The following is a 15150-nucleotide window of genomic DNA, read 5'->3' as shown; positions in this document are numbered from 1 at the left end:
TTGTCCCAGGGGTCATCGCCACACAACAGGGTTCCCGGTGTGGACGGCCAACACACGTCGGCGCCAGCTGCGGACGGCGCGCAACGGTAAATGCCGGAGTCGACCGCTGCTGGCGACGCGTCGCAAAGGAACACGTCAGTGACATTGCTCGATGAAGGCACTGAAGGCACTTCAAAGTAACCGTTGGCCGGTTGGCCGTTGACAACTGCCGCTGCGGTAATCACCTGCGTCGCCGCGGGTGCTGCGCTGGTAGGTGCGGCGACTGGGGGCAGCGCCGGGGCGGCGCTGCCGGTCGAGAGCGCCGGCGGTTAGACGTTGCGGATCCTCTCCGGGCCGCTGAACGCAGTGCAGTAGGCGTTCGATTCAGTCGTTCGACTATTTGGTGTTGTCTCGGTGGATCGGACGCCTGTCATTATCACGCGAAGCCTAGGAGCCTCGCCGAGCGTGTTCCCGGGCCCTTTCGGGGTACGCCTGGGTAACTCCGGCCGCGCCCACGATCACCACGATTGGGATCACCCAGTTCGTCCAGTCGTAGGTCGACGGCGCCTCGGCCGCGACGACGCCCAGAACCGCGGTAAGCACGAACACCAGCCCCCACATCAGTGTCAGCACCCGGTTGGTGCGTCGAAATGCGGCGCGCTCCCACTCGTGCTGCGGCGCCGACTCACGGGCGTATTGCTCGGTGAACGGAGTGAACGCCAGGGAGCCCAATGCCATCGCGGCTAACACCCCGCTGGATATCGTGGTGGCGTAGGTGTCCATCCAGTCTCGTTCCGTGGCGCCGACGGTCAGCGCCGCGATGGTTACGCCCGCGAAGAACACGATAGTCACCACGTCGAGCATCCTGAGCCCACCAAACCCCAGCGAGGCCCCGAGGATGGTCGCGGAGAGCACCGCGCAGAGCGCTCCGTACAACCATGTGCTATCTCGGCCGTCGGCGACTATCCAGTAGATGATCCACGGGGCAAAGCCGACGACCGGGCTGCGCTCAAACCAGTCATTCACATGCGCCGCACCTTTCCGACCTCGACCGTGGCTATCGGCCTGGCGCCGTTACCGGCGACGCCTGGGCGATATTCAATCACTGCAAAATCATTCCCGTTGGCGGTGCTATTCGATGCATCGAAGGCTAGTTCTTTTCTTGTCTCGGGTGTCGCTGAATGGGTCCAGCCGGTCGATCGCCTCAACGCGCTCATCGGTGCTCGATCGGTCTTGGTCCACGTTGCACACCCGCGCGTCTGGAAGGCTTTGTCGCTCGGCTGGATTTCTACCACCTGTGGTCCATCGCTGTTGCTGTTATCAATAATGTCGCTTGTGTCCAGACTCCTGAGTCTTGCCCAGTAGCAGGCACTCCCGCCGGGCTCCCGCCAAGTGCCCGGCGCAATGTCGGTGCCGACGACGTAAATGCCTTCAGTCTCGATAGTCGTTTTCGGCCACGGCGGCGTATAGGTCACCGTCTGTGTTTCGGTGATCGTCGGCTGCATGGTGTACGTCACCGTGACCGTCGATGGGGATGCTGTCTGGCTCGGCACGCCGCATCCAGCCAGAACGACCGCGCCGGCAGCGATGATGATTTTCTTCCCCCGCATGGCACGGAAGCGTAGCTCTGCGGTTGGCGCGGCACGGGTCGTTTCGGTCCCGTTCACGGGAACTCCCAGAAGGGCCGAAACGCGGCCCAGCCGCTCGATGATGTGCTGGCAACGATCAAGCGGTACGTCGTCTTCCCTAACGAGCAGAACAGCTAGTCGATCGCTCCGCGCTGGGCATGTGGCACCGCGCGGACGTCTGCGGGCGGTGCAGAAGATGACGAACGGCGGGGCCTCCAACGCGGAATTGCCTTCGGCATGTTCGGCGATCAATTGCTCGAAAGGTTCGTTGAGCAGCATCGGCGTGGCGACACCGGTCGGGTGCACCGTGTTGACGCGTATGTTCTTCTCCGCCAGCGAGGTGTCAAAGGTTCAAATAGCACCTTCCTAAAGCCCGCCCAAGCGGCTTACGCGGGTATTCACCGGACTCCCGCAGGATGCCAGCGCGGAAGTCGAGTAGTGGACTACTTAGGTGCTCCGCGTGATTTTGCGCAACAATGATGACACCGGTAATTAACGGTTGCGGCACTGAGAGCGGGACCATCATGTGCACGTCAAATCGGGCGGCGGTGCCCGAATGTCGATGTGTGAGCGGCGGCCTTGCGATCAGTGCGATCGAAAACGCCATGCGGCAACACGACTAACTACAAGCTCTGCGTATTGGAGGTAGAGCCATGGCATCACACGCACACGGCCCGGGCGACTCTATGTCGGCGGCCAAGCTAACACTGTACGGCTCGATCGGCACGGCGTTAATCGGCGCGGCCGCGGGCATCATCGTTGGGGTGATGAACAACACCGTTTCTAAGGGACGGCCGCCGACGATCATCACACCGGCGGCGACGACCATCACACCGACGGCCAGCCAGGTATCCGACCGCGGTTCAGCTGACCAATTTGTGATCAGCGGGACAGGTGACGTCACCGTGTCAGGCTCCGCGCAGCAAGACGTCAAGGGCATGTTTGTTCTGATAGGCCCAAAGCCGTCGGGTGGGTACTGGGTCGGTTACGCGAATGTCTTGGACCAGCAATGGCAAGCTGATGTGCCCACCGACCCACCGTGGCAGAACTACACAATACGGGCCTACCCTTACTACGGGCCTAGCGGCGGTGCCACAAGCCCGAATCCTTTGAAGTTCACGTTCCAGGGGACCGAACCGACAACGCCGCCGCCGCCACCACCTCCGGACCAGATAGCGAACTGCGCGGTGCAATTCGGCCCCAGCTGCTTCAATGGCCCGGGCTTCGGGCCGCCGTCGGTCTACCAATCGAATCAATGACTATTTATTTGGTCGGGCTGACAGAGTAACGGGCACAACCGTCGGGCTGACAGGATTTGAACCTGCGACCACTTGACCCCCGGGGTAGGTCAAGTGTGTAAACGGGTGCCCGTGGGTGACAAGTACCCGCAGGCCAGGGCGTTTTCGTGAACATCCGTGGCCGCCCGTTAGCACCCCAGGAATTGGGCGCGTTGCTGTACCGGTTGCTGTACGGCCCAGCGTCGCCCGTCGCGGATGTGATAGACGCGCCCGTGATGTATTGGCTTTCGCCGGTGTCGCCGTGGGCCGGTGCGGCGCCGAACAGGGTGCCGCAGGGGATGAGCACGGCGAGAAACGCTGCGAGGAACAGGTTCTGATCATGGCTGCGGTCCTTTCGTGGCAAAGAGGGGCTTGGGGCGAGAGGATGCGTGGTTGCGACATGGCGGGGACCTTATGCACGGTCACCGACAAGTCCGTATCGGTCGGCGCCCTCGGTGACCGCTGCGGTGGCGACCAGCGCTTCCGCCAACGCCTGAGCCTCGGCCGCGGTCATCGGTTTACCCGCTGCCCGCTCAGCGGAGGCCGTTTCGTCGTCTCAGCGATCCGCGCCACCGTCGCGCAGCCCACGCCCACACGGCGCGCCACCGTGGACGGCGCCGTGCGGTCGGCCAGCTCGGCGAGCACTGTGGCCAGCTTGTAGCGCTCGATGCGCGTCACACCGGCTTGCGCTAATCGACCGGCAGGAGTTGTTGCGTCCAAGCCGCGCCGCACAGCGACAGCGGTTACGTCAGCCCGGTGAGCGGTCAGCGAGCGGGCTTAACGTGCATCGTGATGATGTCCGGTGACAGGAGGCATTCTTCCGGGGTCGCGGCATCGGGTCAGTCCAGTTCTCCGATCCGACCCACATCCCGGTATTGACGCATCGTTCGCGCGAGTGCCTCATCAACGAAGGCGTCGATGACCCCGACCCGATCAACAACACCCTGCACATCGCTGAATAGCCGCTGAAACTCCTCGTCATCGCCAAGCGAGTCGATCTGCTGCACCGTGCCCCGCATGAGAACGAAGCCGCGCAGGTCTCTGTCGTTTGGCGGAAGAACGGCCACGTCAAAGCCCTCGATCCGACCTTCTTCCTGGAGACGCCTCCAGTAGTGCATCGACTTGTTGAAGAGTTCGAGGGCGCGCTTCTCGCGCCCGTCCGTCATGCTTCCCCAACCTACAAATAAAGCAGCCTCAGCCATGGCCTTTCCCCGTTCCCCTGTGGAAAGCCGACACGTTCCGCATTCCCCTTGACGACTTAGGAAGTCCGGTAACGAATCCAGGCTCCACTCCCGCGCAATCCACCGGATAGGGCATTTCGTCCCATGGGACGCACCCTCAGTGCCCGACAGTCCCTTCCCCAGGGGCAGTACGCCGTCAGCGGTTTAGAACAGTCTGCCTCGATCCTTCGACGTGGCGCTGGCGGCTGCCGTGCTGTCGGCCGACCGGAAGATACCTTCTACGCGGCTCGAGAAGACGGTGCTGCTCGGGGAACTGGCGCTCGACGGGCGGGTGCGACCAGTGCGAGGTGTGCTGCCCGGGGTGCTGGCCGCCAAGCGCGAGGGTCGAGGAGATTGCGGCCGAGCAGGTGGAAAAGAATGCCGCGCTGCGTGCGCGAGTGCCGACGAATGTTCCGCCCCTGCGGATAGCCGATCGGTCCGCGGCCGGGCGCTTGCCCTAGGAGTGAACCCGCCGCGCGGCCCGGCCTGCAGTGCGCTGCTGCCGGTAGCCCGCGCAGCGGAACACCTTCACCGGGTCGGCCTTGTGCACCCAGGAGCAGCCGCATCCGCTGCCGGCGGGATGGGTGGCCAGATCACTGAGCACCCGGCACACCAGATCCATGGTGATCGGAGGTTCCCGGCTCTGTGGTAGACGGCCAGCCCGATCACCTCATGGGCGGGGGACAAGGGCAGGAACGCAGCCTATCCGCCGACCGCCGCAGGTGGCCAAATTGGGGGAGAACTGGCACGTATCTGGCACGCGATCGGCACACCCCCTCAAAAACCATATCCGAGCTGCACTGATGCGATCTTGTGCGCCTGATGGTCAACCAGGTGTACGAGAACATGGGCCTGGCTTCTACCCAGACATTGGGTGCCGTGCTGGACGGAATCATGCGCAACATCCCCGAAGCCCGCGCGTTCACCGAGGATGCCGCCAAACACGGTGTCGCATCGGCCGTCGCGGCCCGCGACAGCGGGTTCGGTGACTACAGCCAAGCGCCGCCGGAGAACAAGCCCGACCCGAGCCACGTCATCAATCCGTGAGTTCCGTCAGGCCTGGTGCCCGGGCTCCAGGTCGCGGACGTCGGAGAACGTCACCAGCTCATCGAACCGCTGCGGCGCGCGCCCTGCGGCCGGCTCAAGCAGAAACCCGACATGATCGCCGACGTCGGACTGGTGCAGGATGCGGCCGGTGAACCACCCGATCGCGTCGGTGAGGATGGGCAGTCCGTGCGGCCCGGTCTCCCACGCGCAACTATCGAACTTGTTGATCCGGTCGCCGGTCTCACCGCCGAACAACCTGGCAAGAGCGCGATGCCGGCGCGGGAGAACATGTATCGCGAGGTGTGTTGCCGCCCGCGCGACACGGTAGGTGTGGTTGCGCTTCGACAGTCCGACCAGAAACCGGGACGGATCGATGCTGACCTGGCTGGCGAACCCGACCAGACATCCGCCGAGCTCGTCGCCCGCCCTCGTCGGTCATCGCCCACCACACAACGTCGCTGTGGTGTTCACGGGTCATTCAGCAACCTGTCGACGGGGCGTCGTTGACCGCACATGCTCGCCGTTTGTGATGGGACATGATGCGGGTGGTTCAGGTCGCGAACTTCTACGGGCCGCGGTCGGGCGGCCTGCGTACCGCCGTGGACCGGCTCGGCGCCGAATACTGCGCCGCGGGCCATGACGTCTTTCTGATCGTGCCGGGGCCAACGGCGACACGCACTACGCTGCCGACCGGGGTGTTGCGGATCTCCGTGCCGGCTCGACGCATCCCGTTCACCGGCGGTTACCGCGCGGTGCTGCCGTGGCCCGTGACCGCCCTCGTGGAGTCGCTGAGTCCGGACGCCATCGAGGTATCGGACCGACTGACGTTGCGATCGCTGGGCCGTTGGGGACGCCGACATGACGTCACCGCTGTGATGATCTCCCATGAGCGGCTCGATCGGCTGGCCGGTCTGGTGCTCCCGCCGAGATCGGCTCGCCGCCTTGCGGATTTCGCGAACAGGCGCACGGCCGCCAATTACGACACCGTGGTGTGCACCACCGGTTTCGCCCGCGAGGAATTCGACCGGATCGGGGCGACGAACACCATCACGGTGCCGTTGGGCGTGGATCTGGAAACGTTTAATCCGCGCCGCCGCTCGGCCCGGTTACGACGGGAATGGGCGGACCCGCATCAGGTCCTGCTCGTGCACTGCGGCCGGTTGTCGGTGGAGAAGCGAGCCGACCGCAGCATCGACGCCGTTGTGGCACTGCGCGATTCGGGTATCGACGCGCGACTGGTGGTCGTGGGGGAGGGGCCGATGCGCGGGCGCCTCGAACGGCAGGCCGCGGGTCTGCCGATCACATTCACCGGATTCATCGACTGCCGTCGCTCTGTCGCGGCGCTGCTGGCTTCGGCGGACGTGGCGTTGGCCCCGGGGCCTCACGAAACGTTCGGTCTGGCGGCGCTGGAGGCCCTGGCGTGTGGGACACCCGCCGTGGTCTCTCGGACGTCGGCGCTACGCGAGATCGTCTCCCCGGAAAGTGGCGCATGGGCCGACAACGACCCAGAAGCCGTCGCGGCCAGCGTGATCGAGATCATCGGCCGGCCCGTCCGCAAGCGACGCATCGGGGCCCGCAAGCGGGCAGAACAATTCACCTGGTCGCAAGCCGCGTCCGGGATGCTGGCGGCGTTGGGCGGCCCGGCGGACAACTACCCGGCGGCGTGAATCCAAATCAGCGCTCGCACGGTATCCGCGGCGGGCGTCGTGCGCGCATTGCAGAATGGCTGGAATGACACAGACAGCCGCGCCCGCGCCCGCCATCGCCCGCCTCGAGGCCGGCGGGGTCGAAGCGGTGATCGGCACCGTCGTCAACCCGGCGGGCCTCACCCACGCCAAGACCGTTCCGTTGCGCCGGTCGGGCGCATTCGCCAACCCCGGCCTCGGCGCCAGCCCGGTCTGGCACGGATTCGCGATCGACCAGACCGGCATCGCGTTCACCGAGGGCATCGGCGTGGTCGGCGATGAGCGGATCCGAATCGACCTCGCCGCGTTGCGCACGCTGGGCGACGGCCTGGCTTGGGCACCAGGCTCGTTCTTCGAGCAGGACGGCGCGCCGGTGCCCGCCTGCAGCCGTGGCACTCTCGGCCGGATCGAAGCCCGCCTCGCCGACGCCGGCGTCGACGCCCAAGTCGGCCATGAGATCGAGTTCATCCTCGTCGGGTCCGACGGCAGCCGCCTCACGTCGACCGTGTGGGCGCAGTACGGACTGGCGGGTGTGCTCGAGTTTGAAGGTTTCGTACGTGACGTCACCAACGCCGCGGCCACGTCCGGTGTGGGCATCGAGCAGTTCCACCCCGAATACGGGCTGAACCAGTTCGAGTTGTCGCTGTCACCACAGACACCGGTGGCCGCCGCCGATCAGTTGGTCCTGATGCGCATCATCATCGCGCGTGTGGCGCGGCGATACGGGATGCGCGTGAGCTATTCGCCGGTACCCTTCGCCGGCAGCGTGGGATCGGGCGCACACCAGCATTTCTCGCTGAGCAGGAGCGGTTCGTCGCTGTTCTCGGACGGGCCGGGCGCCGCCGGGATGACCGAAGATGGTCAGCACGCAGTGGCCGGCGTGGTCTCCGGGCTGCCCGATGCCCAAGGCATACTGTGCGGATCGATCCTGTCGGGATTGCGCTTGCAGCCCGGGTTCTGGGCCGGCGCCTACGCGTGCTGGGGGACCGAGAACCGCGAAGCCGCGGTCCGGTTCCTGGTCGGGGGTCCGGCCAATCCGCACGGCGCCAACGTGGAGGTCAAGATCGTGGATCCCTCGGCGAACCCGTATTTCGCGACGGCAGCGATACTCGGGCTCGCGCTGGAGGGCATCGAGCAGGGCACCCCGTTGCCACCGGAAACCACCGTCGACCCGGCAGGGATGTCCGACGAGGAGCGTGCGCAAGCCGGCACCGTGTTGCTTCCCAGCAACCAGGACGATGTCATCGCGGTGTTGGACGCATCCGGCCGCATGCGCCGCATTCTGGGTGATGAGGTGGTCAACGTCGTTGTCGCGGTGCGCCGTTACGAACACGACAACTACGCCGACCTCGAGCCCGCAGAGCTGGCCGACAAGTTCCGGATGGCCTGGAGCTTGTGACGGGGCCGCCGGCCACCTCAGCGTTGGCGGAACACATCGCCGGCGTGCAACTCGTCGATCACCACGTGCACGGGTGCTGGCTGAGCGGCAGGGACCGGCTGCGCTTCGAGAACGCCCTCAACGAGGCGAATGTCGAACCCGTCGCCGACTTCGACTCCGCGTTCGACACGCAGATCGGCATGGCCGTACGCGCGCATTGCGCGCCACTGCTCGGCCTGCCGCGCCACGCCGACCCGGACGCCTACTGGAATCGACGAAGCGAGCACGACGAAGGAGACGTCGCACGTTTGTTCCTACGGGCGGCCGGAGTGTCGGACTGGCTTGTCGACACCGGGCTCTTCGGTGTCGCCGGTGTCGACGAGCTCGCCGACTACTCGGGTGGTCGCGCCCACGAGGTAGTTCGCCTCGAGCAGGTCGCTGAACTGGCGGCGCGGGCTGACGGCGACTATGCGAGCGCGTTCGACGAGATCCTGAACCGGCGGGCCCAGACCGCGGCCGCGACGAAGTCGATCCTGGCCTACCGCGGCGGCTTTTGCGGCGACCTGTCAGAGCCCGCGCCTTCGCAGGTCGCCGACGCGGCCGACCGCTGGCGAGAACGCGGCGGTGTGCGGTTGACCGACCGGATACTGGTGCGGTTCGGGCTGCACCGCGCCCTGAAGCTAGGCAAGCCGCTGCAAATCCACGTCGGCCTCGGCGACCGCGACTGCGATCTGCACAAGACCAACCCGATGTATCTACTGGACCTGCTGCGAAATTGCGCCGACACACCGGTCGTGTTGCTGCACTGTTACCCGTTCGAGCGTGAAGCCGGATACCTGGCCCAGGCGTTCAACAACGTGTATTTGGACGGCGGCTTGGCGATCAACCAACTCGGCGCCCGGTCGGCCGCTTTCATCGGGCGGCTTGTCGAACTGGCACCGTTGCGCAAGATCCTCTATTCCTCGGACGGTTTTGGTCCGGCGGAGTTGCACTATCTCGGAGCGCAATTGTGGCGCAACGGGATTCGCAAGGCGCTCCAAGGCTTCGTCGATGCCGACGAATGGGGTGAGCCCGACGCGATCCGCGTTGTTGACCTGATCGCCCGGCGCAACGCCGTACGGTTGTATCAGCTGAGCGGGCAGGATCCTGGGCCGCTGTGATCAGGACCGCCACGACGCTGCGCTTCGCGCTGCTGCTGACCTGTGCCAACGGATTCTCGACTCGTACAGATCTGGATCCCGGCGGGTTTTCTCGCGTTCAGGCTTGCGCTGTTCATCATCGACGAGTGGGAGGGAAAAGAGCCCTAGTCGGGTATACGTTCGTCATGACTCCTACTGCCGACCATGCGGCCGCGGTGTTGTTCGACATCGACGGCACCCTGGTCGATTCCAACTACCTGCACGTCCACGCCTGGACTCGCGCCTTCCACGAGGCCGGTGTCGAGGCGGACGCATGGTGTATCCACCGGCTGATCGGGATGGACGGCTCGAGGCTCGTCGCCTCACTGGCCCCGAATATCGACGATGAGACAAGGCAACGGCTCAAGGACCTGCATTCGCGCTACTACCGTGAGCTTTGTCCGTTGCTGCGGGTATTGTCCGGCGGCCGCGAAATCTTGGACCGTGTCGCGTCGATGCGCCTGCAGGTGGTGCTCGCCACTTCGGCCCCCGAAGACGAGCTGTCCATCCTGCGGGCGGTGCTCGACAGGGACGGTGTCGTCGCCGCGGTGACCTCGGCCGCGGATGTCGATTCCGCCAAACCTGATCCCGGCATCGTCAAAGTGGCGCTTCAGCGCGCCGGTGTGCCCGCCGCCCGCGCCGTGCTCGTGGGGGACTCCGTCTGGGACGCGCGCGCAGGCGTGCGCGCCGGCGTCCCGATCGTCGGGCTGCTCAGTGGCGGCATTTCACGGGAGGAACTCACCGGCGCCGGTGCCGCCGTGGTGTTCGAAGACCCCCGAGATCTGATGGAACACCTCTCCGAGACGCCGATAGCCTCCCTCTCCTCATCGGTGTTGGGCGTCGCGGACTAATTGACGCGTCGGTTTACAATCCGTCGGCGGCGGGCACCCGGCGAGGTAAGGCGCGCAAACCAGAAGACCGATCCACCGAAGGAGCCGATATGACAACCAGCGCTATCATCTGGATCATCGTCGCGGCCGTGGCGGCTCTGCTGCTGATCGCGGCGATCGCCGTCCTCGCCGGCCGCGGCCGCCGCCGGCGGCGCCACCTCGAGGCAGAGCGCATCCGTGAGCGCGCCGCGCAGGAAACCGCGCGGGTGGAGCGGCGAGAAGCGCTCGCCGAGGAGACCGCGGCCAAGGCTCGCGCCGCACAGGCCGAGGCCGAAGCCAAGGCGGCCGAGGCGGCCCGACTGCAGGACCGGGCCGCCGCCCACCAGAGCGTGGCCGCGGCGTCCCGCGATCAGCTGAGCGAGCAGTTCGTGCACGCCGACCACATCGACCCCTTCGTGCGTGCCGGAGGCAGCCGTGTTCAGGACCAAGAGCCGGATCCGCCCGAACAGGACGAGGTCGGCTCAGCCGACGGCCAACGTGGTCAGGCCCCGAGCACACCCTGACTGGCCGGGTTCGGCTACGCCAGGTCCCAGTTCATCGCCTGGGCGAACTTGGCGGCGACATCGGAAATCGTCCCGAGTTCTTTGCACCGCTGGATGTACCCGCGGACCATCGGCAGGAAATTCAACGGGTTGTAGGCGTCTTCTTCGTAGCTCCAAAGCCCGTCGCCGGCGTATTTCAGCACCGACAGGTTGGCGCGCTCGTGGATGCTTCCGTCGCCGGGATCCCTCATGCGGTTGAGGAATTCGCAAAACACCCAGCCCTTGCCCTCGTCGATGGCGTACCACGACGTCGGGTAGAACGGCATCTCATTGCCCGGAAACGTGTTCATCGTGGAGACGATCCACTCCCGGATCTTTTCGCGCCCGCGGAAGGTTCCGAAGGAGTGCTCGACGTAGACGGCGTCCTCGGTGAACTGGTCGGCGAAGCGCGACCAGTCCCAGCTCTGCCCGATTCCGGCAACCACCTGTTTGTGGTGGTTGAACGCCGACTCGATCTCTGCGCGTGACCAGTGACCCATCGCGACCTCGCCCGGCTCGGTTGAAATGACTAGCCCTGTCCTATCAAACGGGTGGCCCGGACGTGATCGCCTTGACGAACTCGGCGACGCGCCAGCCCAGCAACCGGGGACCGCCCGCGGCGGACCTAGACTCATCCGCCATGAGGACGGGGCGCCGGTCACGCGTTGGCGCACTGGTCGGCGCGCTTGCAGTGCCGGCGATTGTGGTCACCTCGGCACAACTTCACCGCGGCGGCGTCGAATCACCCGTCGGGTTCACCGCGTCAGCCCTGCCGACTCCGGCGCACATCGTGGTGGTGGTGGAGGAGAACCGGTCTGACGCCAACATCATCGGCAACAAGTCGGCGCCGTACATCAACTCACTCGCCGGCAACGGCGCGATGATGACTCAGTCCTATGCGGAAACCCATCCCAGCGAACCCAACTACCTCGCGTTGTTCGCCGGCAGCACTTTCGGACTGACGTCTGATGCGTGTCCGGTCAACGGGGGCGCCGCCCCTAATCTGGCGTCGGAACTGCTTGCCGCCGGCTACACCTTCACGGGGTTCGCGGAGGACCTGCCCAGCGTCGGCTCGACAACGTGCGCCGCCGGCAAATACGCCCGCAAACACGTGCCGTGGGCGAACTTCACCAATGTGCCCGCCGCGTGCTCCGTCCCCTTCTCGGTGTTCCCTCCGCCGTCGGAGTACGGCCGCCTGCCCACGGTCTCGTTCGTCATCCCGAACCTGGACAACGACATGCACGACGGCTCAATCGCGCAAGGCGACGGGTGGCTGTACAGCCGCCTGTCGGCGTATGCGAGCTGGGCAACGGCCAACAACAGTCTGCTGGTGATGACCTGGGACGAGGACGACAACGGCGGCAACAATCAAATACCGACGGTCATCTTCGGCGCGAATGTGAAACCCGGCGCTTACGGCGAACCCATCAGCCACTACAACGTGCTCTCGACGATCCAGCAGATGTATGGCCTACCCAAGAGCGGCTACGCGGCGATGGCTCCGCCGATCAGCGACATCTGGGGCTGAAGCGAACGGCGGCAGGCCGGCTCATGATCGCTTCAGGCGAATCACCGTGCTGCGATTCAAGGTCCATTCCCGATCGATCGCGAACCCCTGCCGTTTCGCCGCGTCGACGATGGGCGACGGAGTTTCCCGGTCGATGACGACCCACAACACAGCGCAGGTCGCCAGCCGCGGTCTTACCATGTCGCTGTCCAGTGGCAGATCCTGCGACCACAGCTGGGCCGCTTCGGCGCCCGACACACCGGCCGCGACATCGTTGAGGTCAGCGAACGCGGCGGGCCGGCCAGCGGCAGCCGCCCGCAGGGGTTCGTTGGCCGCGAAGCCGAAGGCGACACAGTCGCGCGGCCCGGAATAGGTTTCGATGACGGCGGCGATTTCCGAATAGTCCGCCCCGCCGGGTTTTGAGTACCGGCCGCGCTGAGCCACGAACGCCGTGCTCGAACCGAGTGCGAGAACGGCCAGCAACACCAAATAGATTCGTGATCGGTCCCGTGCAATGGCCCGGACGCAAACACCCAGCAGGATTCCAAGTGCCGGCGCCGTGTAGGTCAGATATCTCGGCTGGTATACGTCGTGCACCAATGCCGAATAGCCGACCAGCAACACCGTGGGAACCACGATCCACGGCACAGCCACCGCGAGAGCACCCGCGACGCGGTCGGCCTTCGTCGTGACCAGAACAACCGAACCCCAAGCCAGGACGATCACGCATACGGAGATGAAAAGCCGCGAGCCGGTGAACCACTGCTCGGCGAGCACCCCTGTCACGTAGCCGCTTCCACCCGGACCGATCCACGCGAGTTGTTGACGTTGGCCCGCCGTCAACGCGATGAGCGGCGACGCAAGAGCAAGTCCTGCCGCAGCCGCAACGGTAAACGGCGCGAGCTGCCCCCGGTTCCGGCCGACCGCGAGAGTGACCGCATGCGCCAACACCAACAGGCCCAGATACACGAACGAGACGATCGCCAGCGCGAGCCCAAGACAGTACAGAGCCCACAGCGCGGCGCCGCGGCGGGCCGCGGCGATCACGAGGACCACCGTCAACCACACCGCGATCGCCGCCGTCAGCGCATACGACCTGGCTTCCAACGCGGACCACAGCGTGCGGGGCAGCACCGTGAACGCCACCGCGGCAGCCCACGCGGTGGGCCGGTCGGCGACCAGCTTGCCCAACACGACGAGGCCCGCAGCGGCGATGCCCACAGCCACGGCACTCGGAAGCCGCGCGGTGAACTCATTGATCGGAACCCATGAAAACCATGCGTGCATGCCGAGGTAATACAGGCCGTGAACCGCGTCGAAGTTCAGCAGCAACCGCAGGATGTCGAACTCGGAGCGGTTGGCGGCAGCGATCGTGGCGGCCTCGTCGAACCAGAACGACGGCCGCCAGGAGAGCGCCATGCTCGCGAGCGCTGCCGCCGCACCCGCGATCCACGGCTCGGCGCGATTCGGCACGCCGAACCGCCGGCGCCCGGGGTGCCGCATGGGCTCGGCCCGTGCTGGATCCACCCGCGTTATCGCGGCTTGGTGGGCGTCGAGGACGGGGTGACGTCGGGCTCCTGCACCTCCGGGCTGAGACTGTAGACGTGGCCGGGTGAGATGACCGAAGTGATCGCGGTTGCCAGCGTGGAGCTGGGCTCGCTGCCGTGATAGTCGATGTCGGTGTTGATCAGGATGACCAGCGTGCGCTTCTGTTCCGGTAGGTAAACCACCACAGACTGGTAGCCGGGCAGGCTTCCGTTGTGACCGATCCACCCGGCGAGGTTGAAGATGCCCAGCCCATATCCGTCTTGCGGCGGCAGCCCCTGGGCGTTCACCGTCTGCAGCCGCTGCGCCTGCATCGCCGGCGAGAGCAGCTTTCCGGTGGCCACCGCGGGCGCCCAGGTATGCAGATCGTCCAGTGTCGAGATCATCGCCCCGGCGGCCCATCCCCACGACGGATTCCAGTCAGTGGACGTGACAACGCCACTATCGGCGGTTTGGTTGGTGTAGCCCTGCGGATGCGGGTCCGGGAATGCGTTCGTCGTCGGAAAGCTGGTGCGGCTCATGTTCAGCGGCGCGAGGACGTGGTCGCGGATGTAGTCGGGCAGCGGTTGGCCGCTCACCTTCTCGACCACAAGTCCCAGCAGGGTCGTGTTGGTGTTGGAGTATTGGAACCCCTGTCCGGGCGGAAACACCGGGGGTTCGGCGAATGCGTAACCAAGAAGTTCCTGTGGGGTGAAGCTGCGCCTGGGGTCTGCGAACAGGGCCTGCTGGAACGCGGTGGTTGCCGAGTAGTTGTAGAGGCCGCTCTGCATCCGCGCCAGCTCCCGCAGCGTGATCTGGTTGCCCTCCGGAACGCCGTCGATGTACTTGCCGATGGGGTCGTCGAGGCCGAGCTTGCCCTGATCGGCGAGCTGCAACACCCCGGTGACCGTGAATGTCTTTGTCTCACTGCCGATTCGGCTATACATATCGACCGTCATCGGCGCGCCTGTCGCCTTGTCGGCGAGGCCGAAGGTACGGATGTAGCGACCATCCGGGCCCCAGACTCCGATAATCGCGCCCGGGATCGATGCCGCGCTCATCGCCTGGTTGATCACCGCGTCCAGCCGCTGGGCGGTTCCGGTGTCGATCTCGGCGGTCGATTCCGCGCTCGGCGGCGAGGACGTCACCCCACCCGATCCCGTTGAGGCCGAATGACTTGCGCATCCGGACGCGATCACCAGAAGCGCTGCGCCTGCCGCCGCTACAATCTTGTGCCGCCAACGGCCGTCACGCACCACCCGCACAGTCATCGAACGCATATTATTCGCACATACCCTGGCCCGGCGGTCCCGATC

Annotated in this window: 15 protein-coding genes and 3 pseudogenes; 9 read left to right on the top strand and 9 right to left on the bottom strand. The window is 65.7% G+C overall.

Annotated features, from left to right (window positions below; genetic code table 11):
• Positions 1-426 precede the first annotated feature (426 nt).
• Positions 427-1005 carry a hypothetical protein gene (locus VKG81_RS12415; RefSeq protein WP_324396318.1) on the bottom strand — a complete coding sequence of 193 codons (579 nt, stop codon included), beginning with the start codon at positions 1003-1005 and terminating at the stop codon, positions 427-429.
• Entirely contained in the window at positions 1002-1913 is a 912-nt protein-coding gene (locus VKG81_RS12410; RefSeq protein WP_324396316.1) for a hypothetical protein, read from the bottom strand. The genes VKG81_RS12415 and VKG81_RS12410 overlap by 4 nt, the downstream gene beginning before the upstream one ends.
• A gap of 380 nt (positions 1914-2293) precedes the next feature.
• Here VKG81_RS12410 and VKG81_RS12405 point away from each other — a divergent pair, with 380 nt between their 5' ends.
• Complete coding sequence (locus VKG81_RS12405) at positions 2294-2866, top strand: hypothetical protein (protein WP_324396314.1); 573 nt, start codon at positions 2294-2296, stop codon at positions 2864-2866.
• 528 nt (positions 2867-3394) lie between these two features.
• Here VKG81_RS12405 and VKG81_RS12400 read toward each other — a convergent pair.
• Positions 3395-3562 carry a hypothetical protein gene (locus VKG81_RS12400; RefSeq protein WP_324396312.1) on the bottom strand — a complete coding sequence of 56 codons (168 nt, stop codon included), beginning with the start codon at positions 3560-3562 and terminating at the stop codon, positions 3395-3397.
• 161 nt (positions 3563-3723) lie between these two features.
• On the bottom strand, positions 3724-4050 hold the full coding sequence (locus VKG81_RS12395; RefSeq protein ID WP_324396311.1) for a hypothetical protein: 327 nt from the start codon (positions 4048-4050) through the stop codon (positions 3724-3726).
• 241 nt (positions 4051-4291) lie between these two features.
• Between VKG81_RS12395 and VKG81_RS12390 the strand changes: the two are divergent.
• Positions 4292-4450, top strand: a pseudogene (locus VKG81_RS12390) (magnesium chelatase domain-containing protein); the annotation flags it as partial.
• Between the two features lie 111 nt (positions 4451-4561).
• Here the strand turns inward: VKG81_RS12390 and VKG81_RS12385 are convergent.
• Complete coding sequence (locus VKG81_RS12385; RefSeq protein WP_324396309.1) at positions 4562-4726, bottom strand: hypothetical protein; 165 nt, start codon at positions 4724-4726, stop codon at positions 4562-4564.
• Positions 4727-4920: 194 nt separating this feature from the next.
• Here VKG81_RS12385 and VKG81_RS12380 point away from each other — a divergent pair.
• Positions 4921-5151: pseudogene (locus tag VKG81_RS12380) on the top strand (enoyl-CoA hydratase); the annotation flags it as partial.
• A gap of 6 nt (positions 5152-5157) precedes the next feature.
• On the opposite strand, the pseudogene VKG81_RS12375 reads toward VKG81_RS12380, so the two are convergent.
• A pseudogene (locus VKG81_RS12375) lies at positions 5158-5583 on the bottom strand (flavin reductase family protein); the annotation flags it as partial.
• 107 nt (positions 5584-5690) lie between these two features.
• Here VKG81_RS12375 and VKG81_RS12370 point away from each other — a divergent pair.
• The 5 genes from VKG81_RS12370 to VKG81_RS12350 all read left to right on the top strand — a co-directional run bounded on the left by VKG81_RS12370 (position 5691) and on the right by VKG81_RS12350 (position 10785).
• Complete coding sequence (locus tag VKG81_RS12370) at positions 5691-6818, top strand: glycosyltransferase (RefSeq protein WP_324396307.1); 1128 nt, start codon at positions 5691-5693, stop codon at positions 6816-6818.
• A 64-nt stretch (positions 6819-6882) separates the two neighbouring features.
• A complete protein-coding gene (locus VKG81_RS12365) occupies positions 6883-8235 on the top strand; it encodes a glutamine synthetase family protein (protein ID WP_324396305.1) in 1353 nt (450 codons plus the stop codon).
• Positions 8232-9374, top strand: coding sequence for an amidohydrolase family protein (locus tag VKG81_RS12360; protein WP_324396303.1), 1143 nt, complete (start codon positions 8232-8234; stop codon positions 9372-9374). The genes VKG81_RS12365 and VKG81_RS12360 overlap by 4 nt, the downstream gene beginning before the upstream one ends.
• 164 nt (positions 9375-9538) lie before the next feature.
• On the top strand, positions 9539-10243 hold the full coding sequence (locus tag VKG81_RS12355) for an HAD family hydrolase (protein WP_324396301.1): 705 nt from the start codon (positions 9539-9541) through the stop codon (positions 10241-10243).
• Between the two features lie 89 nt (positions 10244-10332).
• Positions 10333-10785 (top strand): hypothetical protein, encoded by a 453-nt coding sequence (locus VKG81_RS12350; RefSeq protein ID WP_324396299.1) that lies wholly within the window; start codon positions 10333-10335, stop codon positions 10783-10785.
• Positions 10786-10799: 14 nt separating this feature from the next.
• Here the strand turns inward: VKG81_RS12350 and VKG81_RS12345 are convergent, their stop codons facing one another.
• On the bottom strand, positions 10800-11303 hold the full coding sequence (locus VKG81_RS12345) for a nuclear transport factor 2 family protein (RefSeq protein ID WP_324396297.1): 504 nt from the start codon (positions 11301-11303) through the stop codon (positions 10800-10802).
• Positions 11304-11443: 140 nt separating this feature from the next.
• Here VKG81_RS12345 and VKG81_RS12340 point away from each other — a divergent pair, with 140 nt between their 5' ends.
• The gene (locus tag VKG81_RS12340) at positions 11444-12331 is read left to right on the top strand and encodes an alkaline phosphatase family protein (RefSeq protein ID WP_324396295.1); all 888 of its coding nucleotides are present in this window, start codon (positions 11444-11446) and stop codon (positions 12329-12331) included.
• 21 nt (positions 12332-12352) lie between these two features.
• Here the strand turns inward: VKG81_RS12340 and VKG81_RS12335 are convergent, their stop codons facing one another.
• The gene (locus VKG81_RS12335) at positions 12353-13837 is read right to left on the bottom strand and encodes a hypothetical protein (RefSeq protein ID WP_324396293.1); all 1485 of its coding nucleotides are present in this window, start codon (positions 13835-13837) and stop codon (positions 12353-12355) included.
• Positions 13838-13842: 5 nt separating this feature from the next.
• A complete protein-coding gene (locus VKG81_RS12330; protein WP_324396291.1) occupies positions 13843-15105 on the bottom strand; it encodes a serine hydrolase domain-containing protein in 1263 nt (420 codons plus the stop codon).
• Positions 15106-15150: the final 45 nt, after the last annotated feature.

The sequence above is a fragment of the Mycobacterium sp. genome (assembly GCF_035314905.1).
In the GTDB taxonomy this organism is placed as follows: Bacteria; Actinomycetota; Actinomycetes; order Mycobacteriales; family Mycobacteriaceae; genus Mycobacterium.
Note: the sequence above shows the minus strand (reverse complement) of the source record. Positions and strands in the feature narration are given on the sequence as shown.